This window comes from Methylocystis parvus (assembly GCF_049675845.1).
GTDB classification, from domain to species: domain Bacteria; phylum Pseudomonadota; class Alphaproteobacteria; order Rhizobiales; family Beijerinckiaceae; genus Methylocystis; species Methylocystis parvus_A.
Window position 1 is genome coordinate 3,228,609 of sequence record NZ_CP187161.1, and the last position, 16,934, is coordinate 3,245,542.

Annotated in this window: 13 protein-coding genes, 1 tRNA gene and 1 pseudogene; 9 read left to right on the top strand and 6 right to left on the bottom strand. The window is 64.5% G+C overall.

Going from position 1 to position 16,934, the window contains the following annotated elements; genetic code table 11:
- The first annotated feature begins 112 nt into the window (after positions 1 to 112).
- The 3 genes from ppsA (at position 113) to ACPFMJ_RS16760 (ending at position 4,604) form a co-directional block, all read left to right on the top strand.
- The gene (gene ppsA / locus ACPFMJ_RS16750) at positions 113 to 2,542 is read left to right on the top strand and encodes a phosphoenolpyruvate synthase (protein WP_424361066.1); all 2,430 of its coding nucleotides are present in this window, start codon (positions 113 to 115) and stop codon (positions 2,540 to 2,542) included.
- A gap of 164 nt (positions 2,543 to 2,706) precedes the next feature.
- Positions 2,707 to 3,051, top strand: a complete 345-nt coding sequence (locus tag ACPFMJ_RS16755) for a hypothetical protein (protein WP_424361067.1) — start codon at positions 2,707 to 2,709, stop codon at positions 3,049 to 3,051.
- Positions 3,052 to 3,278: 227 nt separating this feature from the next.
- Positions 3,279 to 4,604 (top strand): carbohydrate porin, encoded by a 1,326-nt coding sequence (locus tag ACPFMJ_RS16760; RefSeq protein ID WP_424361068.1) that lies wholly within the window; start codon positions 3,279 to 3,281, stop codon positions 4,602 to 4,604.
- 24 nt (positions 4,605 to 4,628) lie between these two features.
- On the opposite strand, the gene ACPFMJ_RS16765 is transcribed toward ACPFMJ_RS16760, so the two are convergent.
- A complete protein-coding gene (locus ACPFMJ_RS16765; RefSeq protein WP_424361069.1) occupies positions 4,629 to 5,774 on the bottom strand; it encodes a hypothetical protein in 1,146 nt (381 codons plus the stop codon).
- 51 nt (positions 5,775 to 5,825) lie between these two features.
- Positions 5,826 to 7,393, bottom strand: a pseudogene (locus tag ACPFMJ_RS16770) (2-isopropylmalate synthase).
- 445 nt (positions 7,394 to 7,838) lie between these two features.
- On the opposite strand from ACPFMJ_RS16770, the gene ACPFMJ_RS16775 reads away from it, so the two are divergent.
- Positions 7,839 to 8,360 carry an N-acetyltransferase family protein gene (locus tag ACPFMJ_RS16775; RefSeq protein WP_424361070.1) on the top strand — a complete coding sequence of 174 codons (522 nt, stop codon included), beginning with the start codon at positions 7,839 to 7,841 and terminating at the stop codon, positions 8,358 to 8,360.
- A gap of 21 nt (positions 8,361 to 8,381) precedes the next feature.
- Here ACPFMJ_RS16775 and ACPFMJ_RS16780 read toward each other — a convergent pair whose 3' ends face one another.
- A complete protein-coding gene (locus ACPFMJ_RS16780) occupies positions 8,382 to 9,593 on the bottom strand; it encodes a lytic murein transglycosylase (protein WP_424361071.1) in 1,212 nt (403 codons plus the stop codon).
- Between the two features lie 116 nt (positions 9,594 to 9,709).
- On the opposite strand from ACPFMJ_RS16780, the gene irrA reads away from it, so the two are divergent.
- The 3 genes from irrA to ACPFMJ_RS16795 all read left to right on the top strand — a co-directional run bounded on the left by irrA (position 9,710) and on the right by ACPFMJ_RS16795 (position 12,581).
- A complete protein-coding gene (gene irrA, locus ACPFMJ_RS16785) occupies positions 9,710 to 10,183 on the top strand; it encodes an iron response transcriptional regulator IrrA (RefSeq protein ID WP_424361072.1) in 474 nt (157 codons plus the stop codon).
- Between the two features lie 16 nt (positions 10,184 to 10,199).
- Positions 10,200 to 10,526 (top strand): hypothetical protein, encoded by a 327-nt coding sequence (locus ACPFMJ_RS16790; RefSeq protein ID WP_424361073.1) that lies wholly within the window; start codon positions 10,200 to 10,202, stop codon positions 10,524 to 10,526.
- 129 nt (positions 10,527 to 10,655) lie between these two features.
- Positions 10,656 to 12,581: a hypothetical protein gene (locus ACPFMJ_RS16795; protein WP_424361074.1), complete on the top strand. Its 1,926-nt coding sequence runs from the start codon at positions 10,656 to 10,658 to the stop codon at positions 12,579 to 12,581.
- Positions 12,582 to 12,639: 58 nt separating this feature from the next.
- Here the strand turns inward: ACPFMJ_RS16795 and galU are convergent, their stop codons facing one another.
- Positions 12,640 to 13,524 (bottom strand): UTP--glucose-1-phosphate uridylyltransferase GalU, encoded by an 885-nt coding sequence (gene galU / locus ACPFMJ_RS16800; protein ID WP_424361075.1) that lies wholly within the window; start codon positions 13,522 to 13,524, stop codon positions 12,640 to 12,642.
- Between the two features lie 131 nt (positions 13,525 to 13,655).
- Between galU and galE the strand changes: the two genes are divergently transcribed.
- Entirely contained in the window at positions 13,656 to 14,666 is a 1,011-nt protein-coding gene (gene galE, locus ACPFMJ_RS16805) for a UDP-glucose 4-epimerase GalE (protein WP_424361076.1), read from the top strand.
- Positions 14,667 to 14,845: 179 nt separating this feature from the next.
- Here galE and ACPFMJ_RS16810 read toward each other — a convergent pair whose 3' ends face one another.
- Together ACPFMJ_RS16810 and pap are read right to left on the bottom strand one after the other, a co-directional pair.
- The gene (locus tag ACPFMJ_RS16810) at positions 14,846 to 15,142 is read right to left on the bottom strand and encodes a hypothetical protein (protein ID WP_424361077.1); all 297 of its coding nucleotides are present in this window, start codon (positions 15,140 to 15,142) and stop codon (positions 14,846 to 14,848) included.
- Positions 15,143 to 15,250: 108 nt separating this feature from the next.
- Positions 15,251 to 16,732 (bottom strand): polyphosphate:AMP phosphotransferase, encoded by a 1,482-nt coding sequence (gene pap, locus ACPFMJ_RS16815; protein WP_424361078.1) that lies wholly within the window; start codon positions 16,730 to 16,732, stop codon positions 15,251 to 15,253.
- A 61-nt stretch (positions 16,733 to 16,793) separates the two neighbouring features.
- Here pap and ACPFMJ_RS16820 point away from each other — a divergent pair.
- Positions 16,794 to 16,870 (top strand) — tRNA-Arg (locus ACPFMJ_RS16820).
- The last annotated feature ends 64 nt before the right edge of the window (positions 16,871 to 16,934 follow it).

The window sequence follows — 16,934 nt, forward strand, 5'->3', positions numbered from 1 at the left end:
AGCGGGCGCCGCCTGTTAAATTCGACAGCTTATCGTCACGAAGCGGGTGCGTATGGGAAGCCTTGGGTTTCCGACGCGTCATATCCGGTTGGGCCAGATGAACGACAAGAAATTGAAAACCAGAGATTCGGGCGGCGACGGCCGCTTCGTCCGCTTCTTCTCGCAAATCGGCATTGGCGACGTGCCGCTTGTCGGCGGCAAGAACGCCTCGCTTGGCGAAATGTATCGCGAGCTGACGGCCAAGGGCCTTTCCATTCCCAACGGCTTCGCAATTACGGCGGAGGCTTACCGCCATGCGCTCGATCAGGCGGGGGCCTGGCCGTCGCTGAAAGCGTCGCTGGACGGGCTCGACATCGACGATGTCGACGACCTCGCGCGCCGCGCGGCGCGCGCCCGCGATATCGTTTACGCCGCCGGTCTGCCGGCCGAGGTCGAGGCCGACATACGCGACGCGCTCGCGCGTCTCACGCAGGAATATGGCGGAGAGCTCACCGTCGCCGTGCGCTCATCCGCGACGGCCGAGGATCTCCCGAGCGCGAGCTTCGCCGGACAGCACGACACCTATCTCAACATTGGCGGCGCGGCCAATGTGCTCGACGCGGTGCGTCACTGTTTCGCGAGCCTCTTCACCGACCGCGCCATCCGTTATCGCATCGACAACGGCTTCGATCACTTCAAGGTCTTCAATTCCGTCACCGTCATGAAGATGGTGCGTTCGGACCTGGCGGCCTCCGGCGTCATCTTCACCATCGACACCGAGACCGGCTTCAAGGACGTCGTTTTCATCACCGGCGCCTATGGCCTCGGCGAGAATGTCGTGCAGGGCGCGGTCGACCCGGATGAGTTTTACGTCTTCAAGCCAACGTACCGCGCCGGCAAGCGCGGCGTGCTGAAACGCTCGCTCGGCCCCAAGAAGATCAAGATGATCTTTTCGAACCATGGCCGCACGACGACGCGCAATATCCCGACCGATCGCAAGGAGCGCGAAAAGTTCTGCATCACGGACGATGAAGCGCTGACGCTTGCCGGACAGGCGATCACGATCGAAGAGCACTACAGCGCCAAGGCGGGCGAGCATCGTCCGATGGATATCGAATGGGCGAAGGACGGCGTCGACGGCAAGCTCTACATCGTGCAGGCGCGGCCCGAGACCGTCGCCTCGCGGCGCAATCGCAACGTCGTCGAGGAATACAAGGTCAAGAAGCACGGGCCCCTCAAGGTCGAGGGGCGCGCGGTGGGCGCGAAGATCGCCTTCGGCAAGGCGCGCGTCATCGAGCATACGAGCGAGCTGTCGCATTTCGTTCCCGGAGAGATCCTCGTCGCCGATACGACTTCGCCCGATTGGGGGACGGTGATGAAATCCGCCGCCGGCATCGTCACCAACCGCGGCGGGCGCACCTGCCATGCGGCGATCGTGGCGCGCGAACTGGGAATTCCCGCGATCGTCGGCACCGATCGGGCGACGCATGTCATTCGCACGGGCGACATGATCGCGGTTTGCTGCGCCGAGGGCGACGTCGGCAGGGTCTATGAGGGCGAGATCGAATTCGACGTCGTCAAGACGGACATCGCTCATCTGGAGCGGCCGGCGACGCATGTCATGATGAATGTCGGCAATCCCGACATCGCCTTCGGCGTCTCCGCGCTGCCCAATGATGGCGTCGGCCTCGCGCGCATGGAGTTCATCATCGCGGAGTCGATCAAGGCGCATCCCATGGCGCTCGTGCATCCCGAGCGCCTAGACGCCAAAGAGCGGGCGCAGATCGAGAAGCTGACGGCGCAATATGAAAGCCCCGGCGCGTTCTTCGTCGAGCGCCTGTCGGAGGGCGTCGCGACGATCGCCGCGGCCTTCTATCCCAAGCCCGTCGTCGTCCGCATGTCGGATTTCAAGAGCAACGAATACGCCTCGCTCCTCGGCGGCCGCGTCTTCGAGTGCAATGAGGAGAATCCGATGATCGGCTTTCGCGGCGCCTCGCGCTACGCGCATCCGAATTATCGCGAAGGCTTCGCGCTGGAATGCGCCGCGATGAAGCGCGTGCGCGAGGATCTCGGCCTGACGAATGTCCGGCTGATGATCCCCTTTTGTCGCCGCGTCGAGGAAGCCGAAAAGGTGGTCGCGCTCATGCGCGAGCTGGGGCTCGAACGCGGCAAGGACGGGCTCGAGATCTATGTGATGTGCGAGATTCCGAACAACGTCATGCTGATCGAGGATTTTTCGAGACATTTCGACGGATTTTCGATTGGCTCGAACGACCTTACCCAGCTCACGCTCGGGGTCGATCGCGACTCGGAAATCGTCGCCTTCGATTTCGATGAGCGCGATCCGGGCGTTAAAAAGATGATCACGCTCGCCGTGGAAGGCGCGCAGCGCAATGGCCGCCATTGCGGCATTTGCGGCCAGGCGCCATCGGATTATCCCGAGATGGCGGAGTTTCTCGTGCGCCTGGGCATCGACTCGATCAGTCTCAATCCCGACACCGTCCTGCGAACGACGACGCGCATCGTCGCGCTGGAGAAGACGCTCGGACGCAGTCGCAAATAGTTGAAGTAAGGCAGACGCATGAGGGCTTGACGGAGAGCCGGACAGCGACAGGTTCCGTCCATCGCGTTTCACGCTGCGTTGGTTGCGACGATACGCGTATCTCGTTCCTTGCCCTGCTGCGGCGTCAGATTCCGAACCGCGGCCTTGCAGAGAGGATCATCGGCATGAACGCTCCTGTGAAGTTCGTAATCTCAGCCGCTTTCGTCTGCGGCTTCTCGGCGTTCGCCTCGAGCGCGGCGTCCGCCATGCCGGTCGCCAATGTCGGTCTGGCGCCGGCGACGGAAGAAGCGCATGCGGTGCGCGTTTGCGGCCGCTATCGCTGCTGGTGGACCTATGCTGGCCATTATCACGGCCGTTACGGCTATGGTTGGGGACGCCCCTATTATGGCGGCTACCGCTATGGCTGGCGCGGCGGTCGCCATTGGCATGGCGGCCGTTATGGCTGGGGCGGCCATGGTTGGCATGGCGGCCACGGGTGGCATGGGGGCGGGCACGGCCGCTGGCGCTGAGCGCTGAACGCGAAAAACGGCCCGTCGGTACATCCGCGATCGGGCCGTTTTTCTCCGGCGGATCAGGTCCGTCGGGGTCGTAAAAGAGTTAAGGCTCGACCAGGCGATTGCAAGGCGAGCCGTTGTTCTTTCGGCGCCATTCTTTTCTTCGCTGTTGCGAAGCCGCCATTGTGGCCCGCCGTGGAAAGAGGCAGTCTCGCCCGACACGATTCCAATCGGGCGAGACGATGGCGAGGAGCTTTTCAAAATTCGTCCTGACGCTTAGCTGCGCCCTTATTTCTTGCGCGGTCGGCTCCCAAAGCGCGAAGGCGAAGGAGGCCAAGAAGGAGGCGACGGCCGTCTCGCTTTTGTCGCAGAAGACGCTGACCGACGTCCCCGGCGGCCCCAAGGAGCATCTGCGACGCCTGGGGATCGATACGGACGTCTGGGTCACGCAGTTTTTTCAGGGCATCGCGGCCGGCGGCAATCAGGGCGTGTCGCGCTATGGCGGCAAGCTGGACGTCTTTCTGAAGGTCGACGCCGAGAAGCTCGGCCTGTGGCGGGGCCTGCGCGTGAATGCGCAATACGAGCACTATATCGGCCTGAACATCAATCAGAGGGATTATGCGCTCCTCCCGGTGAACGCCGCGCAGGCCTTCGTGGCGCAGAATAACTATCACACGGCGCTGTCGCTGATCGTCACGCAGCAATTGAGCGAGCAGCTGTCGGTGAGCGTCGGCAAGTTCAACACCATGACGCTCGCCTCCCAGACGCCGCTCATCGGCGGGGGCGGGCTGGACACGTTCATGAACCGCGCCTTCGCTCTGCCGTCGACCGGCATCGGCGTCGCTTCGCCCGGCACTGTGGCGGACAGGCTCATCGTGTCGCCGCCATATATTCTCGGCGGCGTGGCGACCTTGAAGACCGATGTCGCAACGTTCAATCTCATCTTCGCCGATCCCCGCAACGCCGCCAATCCGCGCGTGCTGGAGCGGCCCTTCGAGCGAGGGATAGGCGTCGTCGGCGGCGTGACCGTGCCGACGGAGATTGCGGGGCTGAGCGGTTATCACACGCTTCGCGGCGGTTACAGCAATGCGCGCGGCTTCGATCTCGACGACATTGGCGAGTCGCGCACGCGTCTCGCGCCGCTCGTCGGCGTCACCAAGAAGGGCTTCTGGCTCGCATCCTACGCCGTGCAGCAATATCTCGTGCAGAACGCCGAGAAGCCGAATGTGGGTTGGGGCCTCTTCACCCTGGCGACGCTGTCGGACGGTAATCCGAACCCCGTCCGGTGGAGCATGCTCGCCGGGCTCGGCGGCAATAATCTGCTGCCCGGCCGCGAGATCGACCAATGGGGCGTCGGCTTCTTTCATTACGGCTTGACGACGCCGCTCCTCGCGGGCCTTGCCGAGCGGCGCATCTATCGGCGCAGCGAGGGCGGGATCGAGGCCTTCTACAATTGGGCGATCACGCCCTGGATGCGGCTCACCGGCGATTTGCAGATCGTCGAGCCATGGAACGCCAACCGCCCGCGCGGAACCTATATGGCGCTGCGGCTGCAGACGCGGTTTTAGGGCCTCGGTTGGTCGAGGCGCGTCTCAAATGCCCGCGAGCTTCTTGAAAAGCATCTTAACGAGGTCCGCCAGCGGATATTCGAAGAGAAGCAGCGGCAGCAGGGGCAGCGCCGCCGCGACGCCGATCGTCGCGAGGAGACGGACGCTGATCGGCGCGAGCCGCATCTTGCGCACCACCTCGACGCTGTTGGCGAGGTCCGCGAGCGATTGCAGATCGGCGGTTCCGAGCAGCGGCTCGTCCTGCGACGCGTCCTTGAGCCACTTTAGCTCGAAGGCCTGGACGTAGCGCGCGCCGAGCGCGCCATAGTCCCGCAAGCTCTTTTCCTGACAGGCGCGCAATTTGAACAGGAAGAGGCCGAGCGGCGCGATGAACAGCGCGACGTTGAGAATGAGCGTCGCCGCGAGGGTGGGGTAGATATCGCTCAGAGTTTCTTCGCCCACCGCAATTTCCTCGGCGAAAGTCGCTGCGACTGTGACGGAGATCGCGATGGCGAGGGCGGCGAAACGCGTATGCACGGTTTCGAGATAGCCAAGGCCGCCGGCGCGGTCGGGATGCGCGGCGGAGAGATTGAGATCCATCTTCGCAAGGCGGCTCAAAAGGCTCCACCACAGGAGCAGCCGCCAGATCCAGCGGAACAGCAAAAAGCGAAAAAGCGGGAGGCAGAAATACCAATACCAGGCGCCCGCCAGCGGCAGCGCATGCAACGCGCGGCCGGTTTCGACCTCCGCCGAAACGCCTGTGCTGCGACCCAGAAAGGTCACGGCCAGCGCGGCGGCGAGGCTCACGGCGTCCGGGAGCCAGGAATGCGCGCGATCATAGAGGCGGTCGGCTTCGGCTTCGAGCTCGGGAAGCGCTTTCGCGCCCGCGACGCCGGAGCGCACGAGGAGGGCGACGAACTCCTCGAGCTTCGCGTCGAGCGCCGTCTCGGCCACGAAGAGCAGGGGGATGGCGAGGAGGAGCCGCGCATGGACGGCGATGGCGGGAAGCGTGAAGAGTTCCTCCGCGCCGCCATTCGCGAATGCGAGCGCGACGAGAACGACCCAGCACAGGCCGGCAAGCGCGATCCCTGAGGGAACCGTGTTGGAGCGGCCGCGCACGAGGCCGAGCGTTTCGCCGAGCTTGAAGAACGGGCCGCCGAGCAGAGAGAAGTGTTCAAGGCTCCCGGACACCCGCGACCCCTTGCGCAAAAGAAAACGGAGCCGCAAGGGCTCCGTTTTTTATCAGACAGCCTGCATGGCCTCGGGCTTGGCGCGGCCGCGCTTCACCATCAGCTTGTTGAGCGCCGAGACATAGGCGCGCGCCGAGGCGACGAGCGTGTCCGGATCGGCGCCGCGGCCGGTGACGGATTTGCCGTCCTCCGACAGACGCACCGAAACTTCCGCCTGCGCGTCCGTGCCTTCGGTGACCGCGTGGACCTGATAGAGCTCCAGCGTCGCCTCATGCGGCGCCAGCGCCTTGATGGCGTTGAAGATGGCGTCGACCGGGCCGTTGCCGGTGGCCTGATGCGTGACCTTGTCGCCCTCGATGTCGAGCGTCAGCGCCGCCGATGCGGGCCCTGCGTGCCGGCCATCACCATCAGGGCGAGAACCTTGATGTGATCATGCGCGGTGACGATCTCGTCGTCGACCAGCGCGACCAGATCCTCGTCATAGACGAACTTCTTGCGGTCGGCCAAGTCCTTGAAGCGGTTGAAGGCGTCGTTGAGCTGGTTGTCGCCCAGATCATAGCCCAGCTCCTTCAGCTTCTCGCGAAAGGCGTGGCGGCCCGAATGCTTGCCCATGACCAGCGAGGTCTTCGACACGCCGACGCTTTCGGGCGTCATGATCTCATAGGTGTGCGCATTCTTGAGCATGCCGTCCTGATGGATGCCGCTCTCATGGGCGAAGGCGTTCCGGCCGACGATCGCCTTGTTGTATTGCACCGGGAAGGACGTCACCGCCGAGACGAGCTTCGACGCGCGCGTCAGCAGTTTCGCGTCGATATTCGTATGGAAGGGCAGAATGTCGTGGCGCGTCTTCAGCGCCATCACGATCTCTTCCATCGCAGCGTTGCCGGCGCGTTCGCCGAGACCGTTGATCGTGCATTCCACCTGACGCGCGCCGCCGCGCACGCCCGCCAGCGAATTGGCGACGGCGAGGCCCAGATCGTCGTGGCAATGCACGGAGAAGATCGCCTTGTCCGCATTCGGCACGCGCTCGCGCACGGTGCGGAACAGGGCTTCATATTCCTGCGGCGTCGTATAGCCGACCGTGTCGGGAATATTGATGGTCGTCGCGCCGGCCTTGATCGCCGTCTCGACGCAGCGGCACAGGAAGTCGATTTCCGTGCGCGTGCCGTCTTCCGCAGACCATTCGACGTCCGCGACGTGATTGCGCGCGCGCGTGACGGAGGCGGCGATCAACTCCAGCACCCGCTCCGGCTCCATCTGGAGCTTGTATTTCATATGCACGGGCGAGGTGGAGATGAAAGTGTGGATGCGCGGCCGCTTCGCCTCGCGCAGCGCTTCGGCGCAGCGGTCGATGTCCTTGTCGGAGGCGCGCGCGAGGCCGGCGACGGAGGCGCTCTTCACGCGGCGCGCGACTTCCGCGACGCTCTCGAAATCGCCGGGGCTCGCGATGGGAAAGCCCGCTTCGATGATGTCGACGCCCAACTGGTCGAGCAGATCGGCGACCTCCAGCTTCTCCTCCAGCGTCATGGAGGCGCCGGGGGACTGCTCGCCGTCGCGCAATGTGGTGTCGAAGATAACGACGCGCTCGCTATTGTTGGAGCCGTTCGCGGAATGGGTCATGTGAGAAAACTTTCTAGAGCTGCTGCGCCCGTCCTGCGGGCTGATCCTGGTTGCGTCGCATCCCCTGACGGCCTGGGCTCATGAGCCCTGCGGGCGATCAGGGGCGACGAAGAAGCAGCAGGCCGGCGAGCGCGCAGGAGGACAGGGCGCGGGCGCAGATTGCGCCGCGCGGCTCGCGCGCCATTTCGGCTCCGTATGTGGCGGCGTCGACTGCCACGATCCAATGTCCTCGCTTTGTCGGCCGGGGACGAAGCCGACAGGCGTTCGTCATGCGGCCGAAACCGCCTCAGGATAGGCAAATGCGCAGCGGCAGGCAAGCAAAAGCCGCCGCCGTGCAGCGACGGCGAAGGTTAACAAAACTTTAATCGAAGCGCATTTGTTTTTTTACGCTTTCGACCTTTTGGGCCTCTTGCCGAAAGGCTGAATTGAGACCTAACATTCCGGCATGGTCAAAACCGCCTTCTCCATTCGCCATGCAAGACCCGGCGACGCCGAGGAAATCGCGCGCGTCCACGACGCTTCCTGGCGCGACGCCTATCGCGGGGTGATTCCGGGCGTGGAGCTCGAGCGGATGATTGCGCGGCGGGGGCCGGCGTGGTGGCACTCGGCCATCATACGCGGCACGGGCCTGCTGGTGCTCGACTTCGACAACAGCATCGTCGGTTATTCGACCTATGGCCGCAACCGCGTGCCCTCCATGCCCTATTCGGGCGAAATCTTCGAGATTTACCTCTCGCCGCAACATCAGGGCCTCGGCCTCGGTCGCCGGCTCTTCGCCGCCGCGCGGCGGGAGCTCGCCGAGCACGGCTATCTCTCGACCATCGTCTGGGCGCTGGCGGACAACGACAAGGCCCTCGCTTTCTATCGCAACCTCGGCGGCCAGGCCGTCCGCCGCGCCGAGGAACGCTTCGGCTCGGATATGCTGACCCGCGTCGCCTTCGGCTTCGTCTCCGCGCCGGTGCGGTAAGCCGGCGCCGGAGGCGGGAGCCTACTTCCCCCGCAACCGCGCCAGCACGTCCTTCGTCGCGAAACCGTCCGCCGGCTGAATCCCTTCCGCGATCTGGAAGGCGTGCACGGCGTTGCGGCTCGTGCGGCCGAGCTTTCCGTCGAGCGTCCCGCGATAATAGCCCTTCTGCGTCAGAAGCTGCTGCATCGCCTTGACGTCCGCCGTCGAGAGCGGCGCGACGCGCGGCCAGGGCGCGATGGGCATGTCGCGGCCGGCGATGCGCTCTGCGAGAACGGCCACCGACATGGCGTAGGCGTCGGAGGTGTTGTACTGCCGGATGACCTCGAAATTGTCGGAGATCAGAAAGGCGGGGCCGCTCGCGCCCGCCGGCAGATAAAGGCTCGCCGCGCCGCTCGCGGGCAGGGCGCCGCCATCGGCGCGCGTAACGCCCAGCGCCCGCCAGCGCGGGAAATCGAGGTCGAAGGTCGCATAGTCGAAGCCTTCGGGCAGCCGCACTTCCACGACGGCCGGCAGGCCGGGAGCCCAACCGGATTTCGCCAGAAAATTGGCGATGGAGGCGATGGCGTCGGCATGCGAGCGCCAGATGTCCGGCGCGCCTGCGCCGTCGTCGCTCTCTGCGAATTTGAGATAGGCCGAGGGCATGAATTGCGGCTGGCCCATCGCGCCGGCCCAGGAGCCGCGCAGCTGCCCCCGCGTGGCGTAGCCCTTTTCGAGCATGACCAGCGCGTCGACGAATTCCTCGATGAAGGTCTCGGCGCGGTGGCCTTTCCAGGCGAGCGTCGCGAGCACCTTCAACACGTCGGCGCCGCCGGTCGCCGTTCCGAAATTGCTCTCCACGCCGAGAATGGCGACGATGATCTCGCCCGGAACTCCATGGCGCCTCGTCGCCCGGTTGAGGGGCCCGGCAAGCTCCGCCGCCACGGACTGGCCGCGCGCGACGCGACTATTTGTCACTGTCCCGGCGAGATAGGCGGGGATGGAGATGGTGAACTCCGCCTGCGCCTTCGGCTTGGCGAGCACGCCCGGCTCTGGCGCGAGGCCGGAAACGGCGGCTTCGAAAGTCTCCCGCGAGACGCCCGCGGCCTGCGCCTGGGGCCACAGACCCTGCACAAAGCTCGCAAAATCGTCCGCCCGGGCCGGCGCGGCGGCTCCGAGGGCGCCGAGCGCGAGGCCGATCAGCGCGTGGCGGCGGTCGAGGGCAGGGGAGAGAAAATCGCGATGCTTCAGGGTCATGGCGGGCCGCTTGTTTGGAAATCTTATATCTTGTCTCGTTTGACAGGGCCGCTGCGCTGCCGTCTACTGTGAACTACACGGTTTCAAGGGGCGAGCAACCTCGCTTTGGGCTTCAAATGACGCATCAGCCAGTTGCCAGGAGCTTCGACAATTCGCGCCGTCTGCGCGAGCAGCCCGCGGGCGTGGCGGTGGATCCCAAGACGCGGCTGCGCAACGCCGGGCTGCGTCCCACGGTGCAGCGTCTGGCGCTGAGCAAGCTGCTTTTCGGCAAGGGCGACCGCCATGTGAGCGCCGAAGCGCTGCACGCCGAGGCGCGCGAGGCCGGCCTGACCATGTCGCTCTCGACGGTCTACAACACGCTGAACCAGTTCGCGCAGGCCGGGCTGTTGCGCGAGATCGCGGTGCAGGGCAATCGCACCTATTTCCACACCCGCACCTCGCCGCATCACCACTTCATGGACGAGGCGACGGGCCGGATGTTCGACGCCGCCGACGGCTCGGTCGAATTCGCCCGCTTGCCCGCGCCGCCCGAGGGGATGGAGATCGTCGGCTGCGACGTGATCATCCGCATTCGCCCGAAGAAGGGTTGACCGTCGGCGGGGCGACATGACCCGCAAAATCTGGCTCGCTTATTCCATCGTCACGGTCGTCGCCGCGCTCGTGCTGCTGGCGATCTATGTCAACGCCTATGACGATTACGATGTCGGCGACCGCCTGCGAGGCGTCGGGCGCTTTGCGCGTCATGCCATGGCGCTGATATCCGCGCCGCTGGGCCCGCTTGCCGGCTTTTTCGTCGATAAGCCGCTCGAACGCGCTTTCGGCTGCGCCGACCCCAACGAGCCCTGCGCCTTTTTCTCTTACTGGAACATGCGCTTCGTGGCGCTCGTCGCGCAGATCGTTCTCCTGCGCTGGGCGCTCGCTCGCCGGCGGTGAAGCGGTCGCTAGAATTCCACTTTCACGCCGTTGTCTGCAACCACTCTTTGGCTCGCGCTTGACAGCCAGCAATTGAACCTTGATCTTGCCTTCTAAATCTACGTGAAAATTGGATTTTGGGAGGCGGGGATGGGGAGCGCTCGGTCGTGGCTGCGTCTGTTGGGGGCCGCGCTCGGCGCGGTCGGGCTGGGGCTCGCTTCCGGCGTCGCCCAGGCGCAGACCGGCGCCACCGCCTCCTGCGGATCGTCGGGGCTCATCAAGCCCGTTCCGACGATGACTCTCCAGATTTTCAACAACGCCAAAAACTTCAACATTTATCCGGTGCTCTCGACGGGCACCGCCACGCAGGACGCCTGGCTCCAGGCGTTTTGCAACATCAAGAAGGCCGATTATCCGAAATTCCCCTATCCGAAGACCGCGCGGCAATACCGGCTCTATTTCAACCCGGTGCGCGGCGTTCGGCCCGGCGAGTCCATCACGCTCACGCTGCCGCTTTTGAGCCAGCTCGAAACCAATCCGGATCCCAAGAAGGAAGACCAGTATATCGACTGGTGGGGCGGCGGCCGCGTCGAGATTTTCCGCCTCAGAAAGGATTTCGGGCAGCCGCCTGCGGCTTTGACGGCGAATTACAACCGCAATCTCGCGGCGCAGACCAAACAGCCGATCAAGGGTTCCCCCCAGCCGGTCATGACTTGCGCCGACGCCAACAAGGCGCCGATCGCCTGCGACGATCTCAAGATCGTCTCCGACCCTGCCGGGCTGAAGGACAATGAACCGTCCCAGCTCACCGAATATACGCTGGGCGCGCTCAAGCAGAACAAGGATCCGGTCGAACTCGTCACCACCAATATCGACGTCGACGTTTCCTATGTCGACACAGCCTTTATGCCGGCCGCGATCGAGCCCTACGGAAATCCCGACGTCGGCTATGTCGGTACGCTTGCGCCCGTCGGGCCATTCAAAGACCAGATCACGAAATTTCTGGCTGAAACCGATCCGCGCATCAAGGGTTGGCCGCAATTCATCGACAATCAGCGGGCGTTGATTGCGAAAGTCCCGTCGACCATGCGGCTGATGCACGGCCTGACCTCGGACATTCCGTCGCCCGACCTGCCGCCCCCGCCATGGGCTCCGATCCAGAGGCTGGTGGACAACTGGAACTCCTGCCTGCCTACGGCAAACACGCCGATCTGCAACGACATCAACGCGATACGCGCGATGTTCTCCGCCAATTACGCGAACTATGCGCAGAAATACGGCGCCGCCGGCTCGCCTTGCGATCAGACCAAACCGAAGACCGTCCTGGACGAAAAAGAGATGCGCGCGCATGTCTATGGATGGACGCCTTTCACCGAAAACTGCCCGGTCGATTTCAACCTGCTCGAAAAGACCCCGGGCTACGCCGCCAATTATCAAACGCTCAAGGACAAATTCGACGAGCTGCAGCTCAATCTGGATTTCAACCCCTACACCTGGCTGATCCATACCTATCTCGGCATCAAGAACGCCTACGCTTATTCGGTGGACGACGCCGTGGGCAATCTGCAGGCGGACGGCACGGGCTTCATCATCGCCGTCGGCGGGGTTGGGGGACTTCCCAATCCGAATCCCGCCCAGTTCCCCGTCAATGTGAATATCGGCTACGCCAAGACGGACGATCCGCGTTTCGAAGCTTATGGCGTCTTCTGCGGAAACGACCCCTCGAAGGACAATCCGCAAAAGATCATCGACCCGGATTATCCGTCCTTCCCGCTCTATCCCACGGCCTATCCGACCTGCCGCATCGTGCTGCGGGACAATCACGGCGTGATCTACAAGACCTTTCTCAAGGAGCCGCATTATCCGCCGAAGCCGCCGGCGAACCAGCCGATTCCGGCCGACAACAAGGTCGCGGTCGACTGCAGCCTCAACACGGCGCCTATCGCCGTTCAATGGTGCAAGGACAATTTCGCCTATATGGAGCCGAACGCGAAGCATGAGCTTCGTTATTTCGTCCTCTCCTCGCTGCCCCAACCGCCGAAGCCGCCGCCGCCTCCGGGCTCGGGCGGGCAGTAAAGCAAAAAGGGCGGAGCCGCCGGCTCCGCCCTTCTTATTTCGAGCGCTCGAAGCGAGATCAGCCCACGAGCTTCCTGATCTCCGCCTTCAGCCCGTCGGCGATGTCGGGGCGGGCGAGGCCGAAGGCGATGTTCGCGGCGAGGAAGCCGAGCTTCGAGCCCGTGTCATAGGTGCGGCCGTCGAAGCGCACGCCATGGAAGGGGCGCTCCTTGGCGAGATGGATCATGGCGTCGGTGAGCTGGATCTCGCCGCCCGCGCCCTTCTCGCCCTTCTCCAGAAGTTCGAAGATCTTCGGCTCGAGAATATAGCGGCCGGAGATGATGAAATTGCTCGGCGCCGTGCCCTGCGGCGGCTTCTCCACCATGCCGGTGATCTCGAAGCTCGAGCCGTAATCCTTGCCCGTGGCGACGACGCCGTATTGATGCGTCTCCTCGGGCTTTACTTCCTCGACGGCGATGATGTTGCCGCCATGCTTCTCATAGGCCGCGACGGCCTCGGCGAGGCAGCGCGCGGTTTTCCCGGCGGCGGGCAGGGTGATCATGTCGGGCAGCAGCACGGCGAAAGGCTCGTCGCCGATGATGTCGCGCGCGCACCAGACGGCGTGGCCGAGGCCGAGCGGCGCCTGCTGGCGGGTGAAGCTCGTGGCGCCGGCCGGGAGCAGGTCCGCCATCAGGGCTTCATACTCTTTGGTCTTGTTGCGGCGGCGCAAGGTGTCTTCAAGCTCATAGGACATGTCGAAATGGTCTTCGATGACCGCCTTGCCGCGGCCGGTGACGAAGACGAAATGTTCGATGCCGGCCTCGCGCGCCTCGTCGACCACGTGCTGGACCACCGGGCGGTCGACAACGGTGAGCATTTCCTTCGGCACGGCCTTGGTCGCCGGCAGGAAACGCGTGCCGAGACCGGCGACGGGGAGAACAGCCTTGCGAATGCGCTTGGTCATGAGTGTCCGCTTCGAGTGAGTAGTTGCCAGGAAACGCCGAAGCTCGCGGAAAGAGCCGGAGCCGCCCCGCGAGGCGCCTGTTTTTTAAGGTTGCGGCGTTAATTTCACGTGAGGAAAGATAGGAAACGAAGATGGCTGTTTTGGTGACGGGCGGCGCCGGCTATATCGGCAGCCATACGGTTCTCGAGCTCCTCGACGCCGGCGAAAAGCCCGTCGTGCTGGACGATCTTTCCACGGGTTTCAAATGGGCGGTGCCCGACGGCGTGCCGCTCGTCGTCGGCGACGATGGCGACGAGGACCTCGTCACAGAGACCATCGCCCGCCACGACGTCGACGCCATCATCCATTTCGCCGCAAGGATCGTCGTGCCGGACTCGGTGGCCGATCCCCTGGGCTACTACCTCAACAATACGGCGAAAGCGCGCACGCTCATCGCGACGGCGGTCGGCTGCGACGTGAAGCATTTCATCTTCTCCTCCACCGCGGCCGTCTATGGCGATCCCGACCATCTGCCGGTGACAGAGGACGAGCCTTTGAAGCCCGTCTCGCCCTATGGCCGCTCCAAGCTCATGGTCGAGTGGATGCTGGAGGATACGGCGCGCGCCCACGACTTCGCCTATGTGGCGTTGCGCTACTTCAACGTCGCGGGCGCGGACCCCAAGGGCCGCTCGGGCCAGTCGACGCCCAACGCCACCCATCTCATCAAGGTCGCGGCGCAGGCGGCGCTGGGGAAGCGCCCCAGGATGCAGGTCTTCGGCACGGATTATCCGACGCCTGACGGCACCTGCGTGCGCGACTACATCCAGGTGACGGACCTCGCCCGCGCCCATATCGACGCGCTGAACTATCTGCGCAGCGGCGGCAAGAGCCTCGTCGCCAATTGCGGCTACGCCAGGGGCTTTTCGGTGCTGGAGGTGATCGAGGCGGTCAAGCGCATTTCGGGCGTTGATTTCCCGGTGGAATACGCCCCGCGCCGCCCCGGCGATCCGGCCGCCATCGTCGCCTCCAACGAGCGCGCGCGCAACATTCTCGGCTGGAAGCCCGAGCATGACGATCTCGACGAGATCGTGCGGCAGGCGCTCGACTGGGAGAAGAAGCTATCGGGCGGAGTTGAGCCGCAATTCAGCCCGCTGAGAAAGTAGGGTTGACGCCCCTCGCGCTTCGAGACGCTTGCTGCGCAAGCTCCTTCAGCATGAGGTTTTTCTTTTTTATAACAATATCTTAGGCCTCATCCTGAGGAGCGAGCGAAGCTCGCGTCTCGAAGGACGAGGCCGCCCTCGGGAGTTTGTCGGCAAGCTGGAGCGGGCGTACGCGCGCGCTCTCAAGCATGGCCGGCGATCACTCTGATTTGCGGCGTTGGGCTCGCGGCGGCGGGGACTTCCGCCACCGCCCGTTTCGCGGCGTGATCGATGAGGGATATGCAGGGGCGTTCAGCGATGAGCGCGCGCAGCTCATGCGCCGCCCGGCGCGCGGCCTCGCGCATGTCCTCTGGCAGGCGCCGGCTCTGCGAGAGGTGGTCGGCTTCGAGAAGCTTCAGCCGCAGCACCGCCGGCCCTGCGGCGTCCAAAAATTCATTGTCGGAAAAGCTCAGCAGAGCCAGGGCGTCTTTCCCCTGCATGTCGATCCTCGCAATGCGTCTCCCTTTCCGCTCCGGAAAGGCCATCATGAACATGACGCAGCTTGAGGCTAAGCCTGGCGGCTGACGCGAGGCTTGTGTCAGATCGGGTCAGGCCTCCAGCCGCTCGACGATCGTGCGCAGAGCTTTCAGCCGGGCGTATTTCTTGTCGTTGGCCTCGACGAGCGTCCAGGGCGCGAGGCGCGAACTCGTGCGGTCGACCATCTCCGTCATCGCCTGTTCGTAGAGCTCCCATTTCTCGCGATTGCGCCAGTCGTCGGGCGTGAGCTTGTAGCGCTTGAAGGGCTTCGCCTCGCGATCCTGAAAGCGGCGCAACTGCTCGTCCTGCGAGATGGCGAGCCAGAATTTGACGACGAGGTAGCCCGTCTCGCCGAGCTGGCGCTCGAAGTCGTTGATCTCCTGATAGGCGCGCATCCAGTCTTCCGGCTCCGCGAAGCCCTCGACGCGCTCCACCAGCACGCGGCCGTACCAGCTGCGGTCGAAAATGGCGACGTCGCCGCGCCTGGGGATGTTGCGCCAGAAGCGCCACAGATAGGGGCGCGCGCGTTCCTCGTCCGTCGGCGCGGCGACGCCGTGGACGCGAAAGCGGCGCGGATCGAGCGCCTCGCGCACGCGGCGGATGGCGCCGCCCTTGCCGGCTGCGTCATTGCCTTCGAAGACGATCACGAGTCCGCGGTCCCTGAAGGTCTTCGCCGTCGTCGCTTCGGTGAGGCGCCGCTGGAGCGCGCGCAGGTCCTGGCTATAGGTTTCGGGGTCGTGCTCCTTTGTAAGATCCAGCGCCGAGGCGAGGCTCGGGCGGGGCAGGTCGGAGGCGGGCGCGGCGACGGCGCGGGTGCGCGGCGACGCCTCGGCCCCCGCGGCGGCGCGCTGGAGGGTCTGCAGCAGGAGATCGCCCACGGCCGCGTCCCGGTAACGCGGATCGGCGGCCGGCACGACGGCCCAGGGCGCGTCGCCCGTCGAGGTCTTCTCGATCATCTCCAGCGCGGCGTCGACGAGCCGCGCGCGGGCCTTGGAGCCGTCGAATTCGGACCATTCGATCACGGCCGGACGGCGAAGCGATCCGTTGGACTCGCGCAGCTTCTCGAGCCGTTTCTGCGCCTCGTCGTCGTCCATCTGCAGCCAGATCTTGAGGAGATGAACGCCTTCGAGCCGCAGCATCTCCTCGGCGCGGATCATCTCCTCCAGCATGTTGTCATAGGCGTTCTTGTCGAGCCGCCGCAGCGCGCGGTTGCGGAGCAGGCGATGGTGCCAGGAGCCCAGCACCAGGCCGATGCGGCCCTTGGCCGTCATGTCCCGCCAATAGCGCCAGGAGCCCGGCCGGGCCCGCTCTTCGTCGGTCGGCGCGCCGTAAGAAAGCGTCTCGACCAGATGGTCGTCCAGCCAGTCATAGAGCCGGTTGACCACCTCGCCCTTGCCCGCGCCGTCCGAGCCGTTGATCAGCACCAGGACCGCGGCGCGTTTCTGCTCGGCGACCTCGAACTGCGCGTCGAGCAACTGCTCGCGCAACCGCGCCTCGGCGGCCTCGAATTCCTCTTTGGTCATGACATGCGGCAGGCGCGCGGATTCGAACATGGCGGTCGTCCACAAAGGAAACTTTTCAATCAGGCCCGCTGTGGTAGATGTTGGTCAAGCGGGTCCCGTAGCTCAGCAGGATAGAGCAGCGGTTTCCTAAACCGAAGGTCACAGGTTCGAATCCTGTCGGGACCGCCACGTAATCCGCTGATTTGGTTATTCATTCTCTTTCGCCCCGTATCCGTCTCCGGGAAGGTTTGAC

Bases quoted from the DNA above. Each gene is read 5' to 3' on its own strand.
- ACPFMJ_RS16755 (WP_424361067.1), top strand. From the start codon at position 2,707: ATGAACGCTCCTGTGAAGTTCGTAATCTCAGCCGCTTTCGTCTGCGGC.
- ACPFMJ_RS16760 (WP_424361068.1), top strand. From the start codon at position 3,279: ATGGCGAGGAGCTTTTCAAAATTCGTCCTGACGCTTAGCTGCGCCCTT.
- ACPFMJ_RS16775 (WP_424361070.1), top strand. From the start codon at position 7,839: ATGGTCAAAACCGCCTTCTCCATTCGCCATGCAAGACCCGGCGACGCC.
- ACPFMJ_RS16780 (WP_424361071.1), bottom strand. From the start codon at position 9,593: ATGACCCTGAAGCATCGCGATTTTCTCTCCCCTGCCCTCGACCGCCGC.
- irrA (WP_424361072.1), top strand. From the start codon at position 9,710: ATGACGCATCAGCCAGTTGCCAGGAGCTTCGACAATTCGCGCCGTCTG.
- ACPFMJ_RS16790 (WP_424361073.1), top strand. From the start codon at position 10,200: ATGACCCGCAAAATCTGGCTCGCTTATTCCATCGTCACGGTCGTCGCC.
- ACPFMJ_RS16795 (WP_424361074.1), top strand. From the start codon at position 10,656: ATGGGGAGCGCTCGGTCGTGGCTGCGTCTGTTGGGGGCCGCGCTCGGC.
- galU (WP_424361075.1), bottom strand. From the start codon at position 13,524: ATGACCAAGCGCATTCGCAAGGCTGTTCTCCCCGTCGCCGGTCTCGGC.
- galE (WP_424361076.1), top strand. From the start codon at position 13,656: ATGGCTGTTTTGGTGACGGGCGGCGCCGGCTATATCGGCAGCCATACG.
- ACPFMJ_RS16810 (WP_424361077.1), bottom strand. From the start codon at position 15,142: ATGCAGGGGAAAGACGCCCTGGCTCTGCTGAGCTTTTCCGACAATGAA.
- pap (WP_424361078.1), bottom strand. From the start codon at position 16,732: ATGTTCGAATCCGCGCGCCTGCCGCATGTCATGACCAAAGAGGAATTC.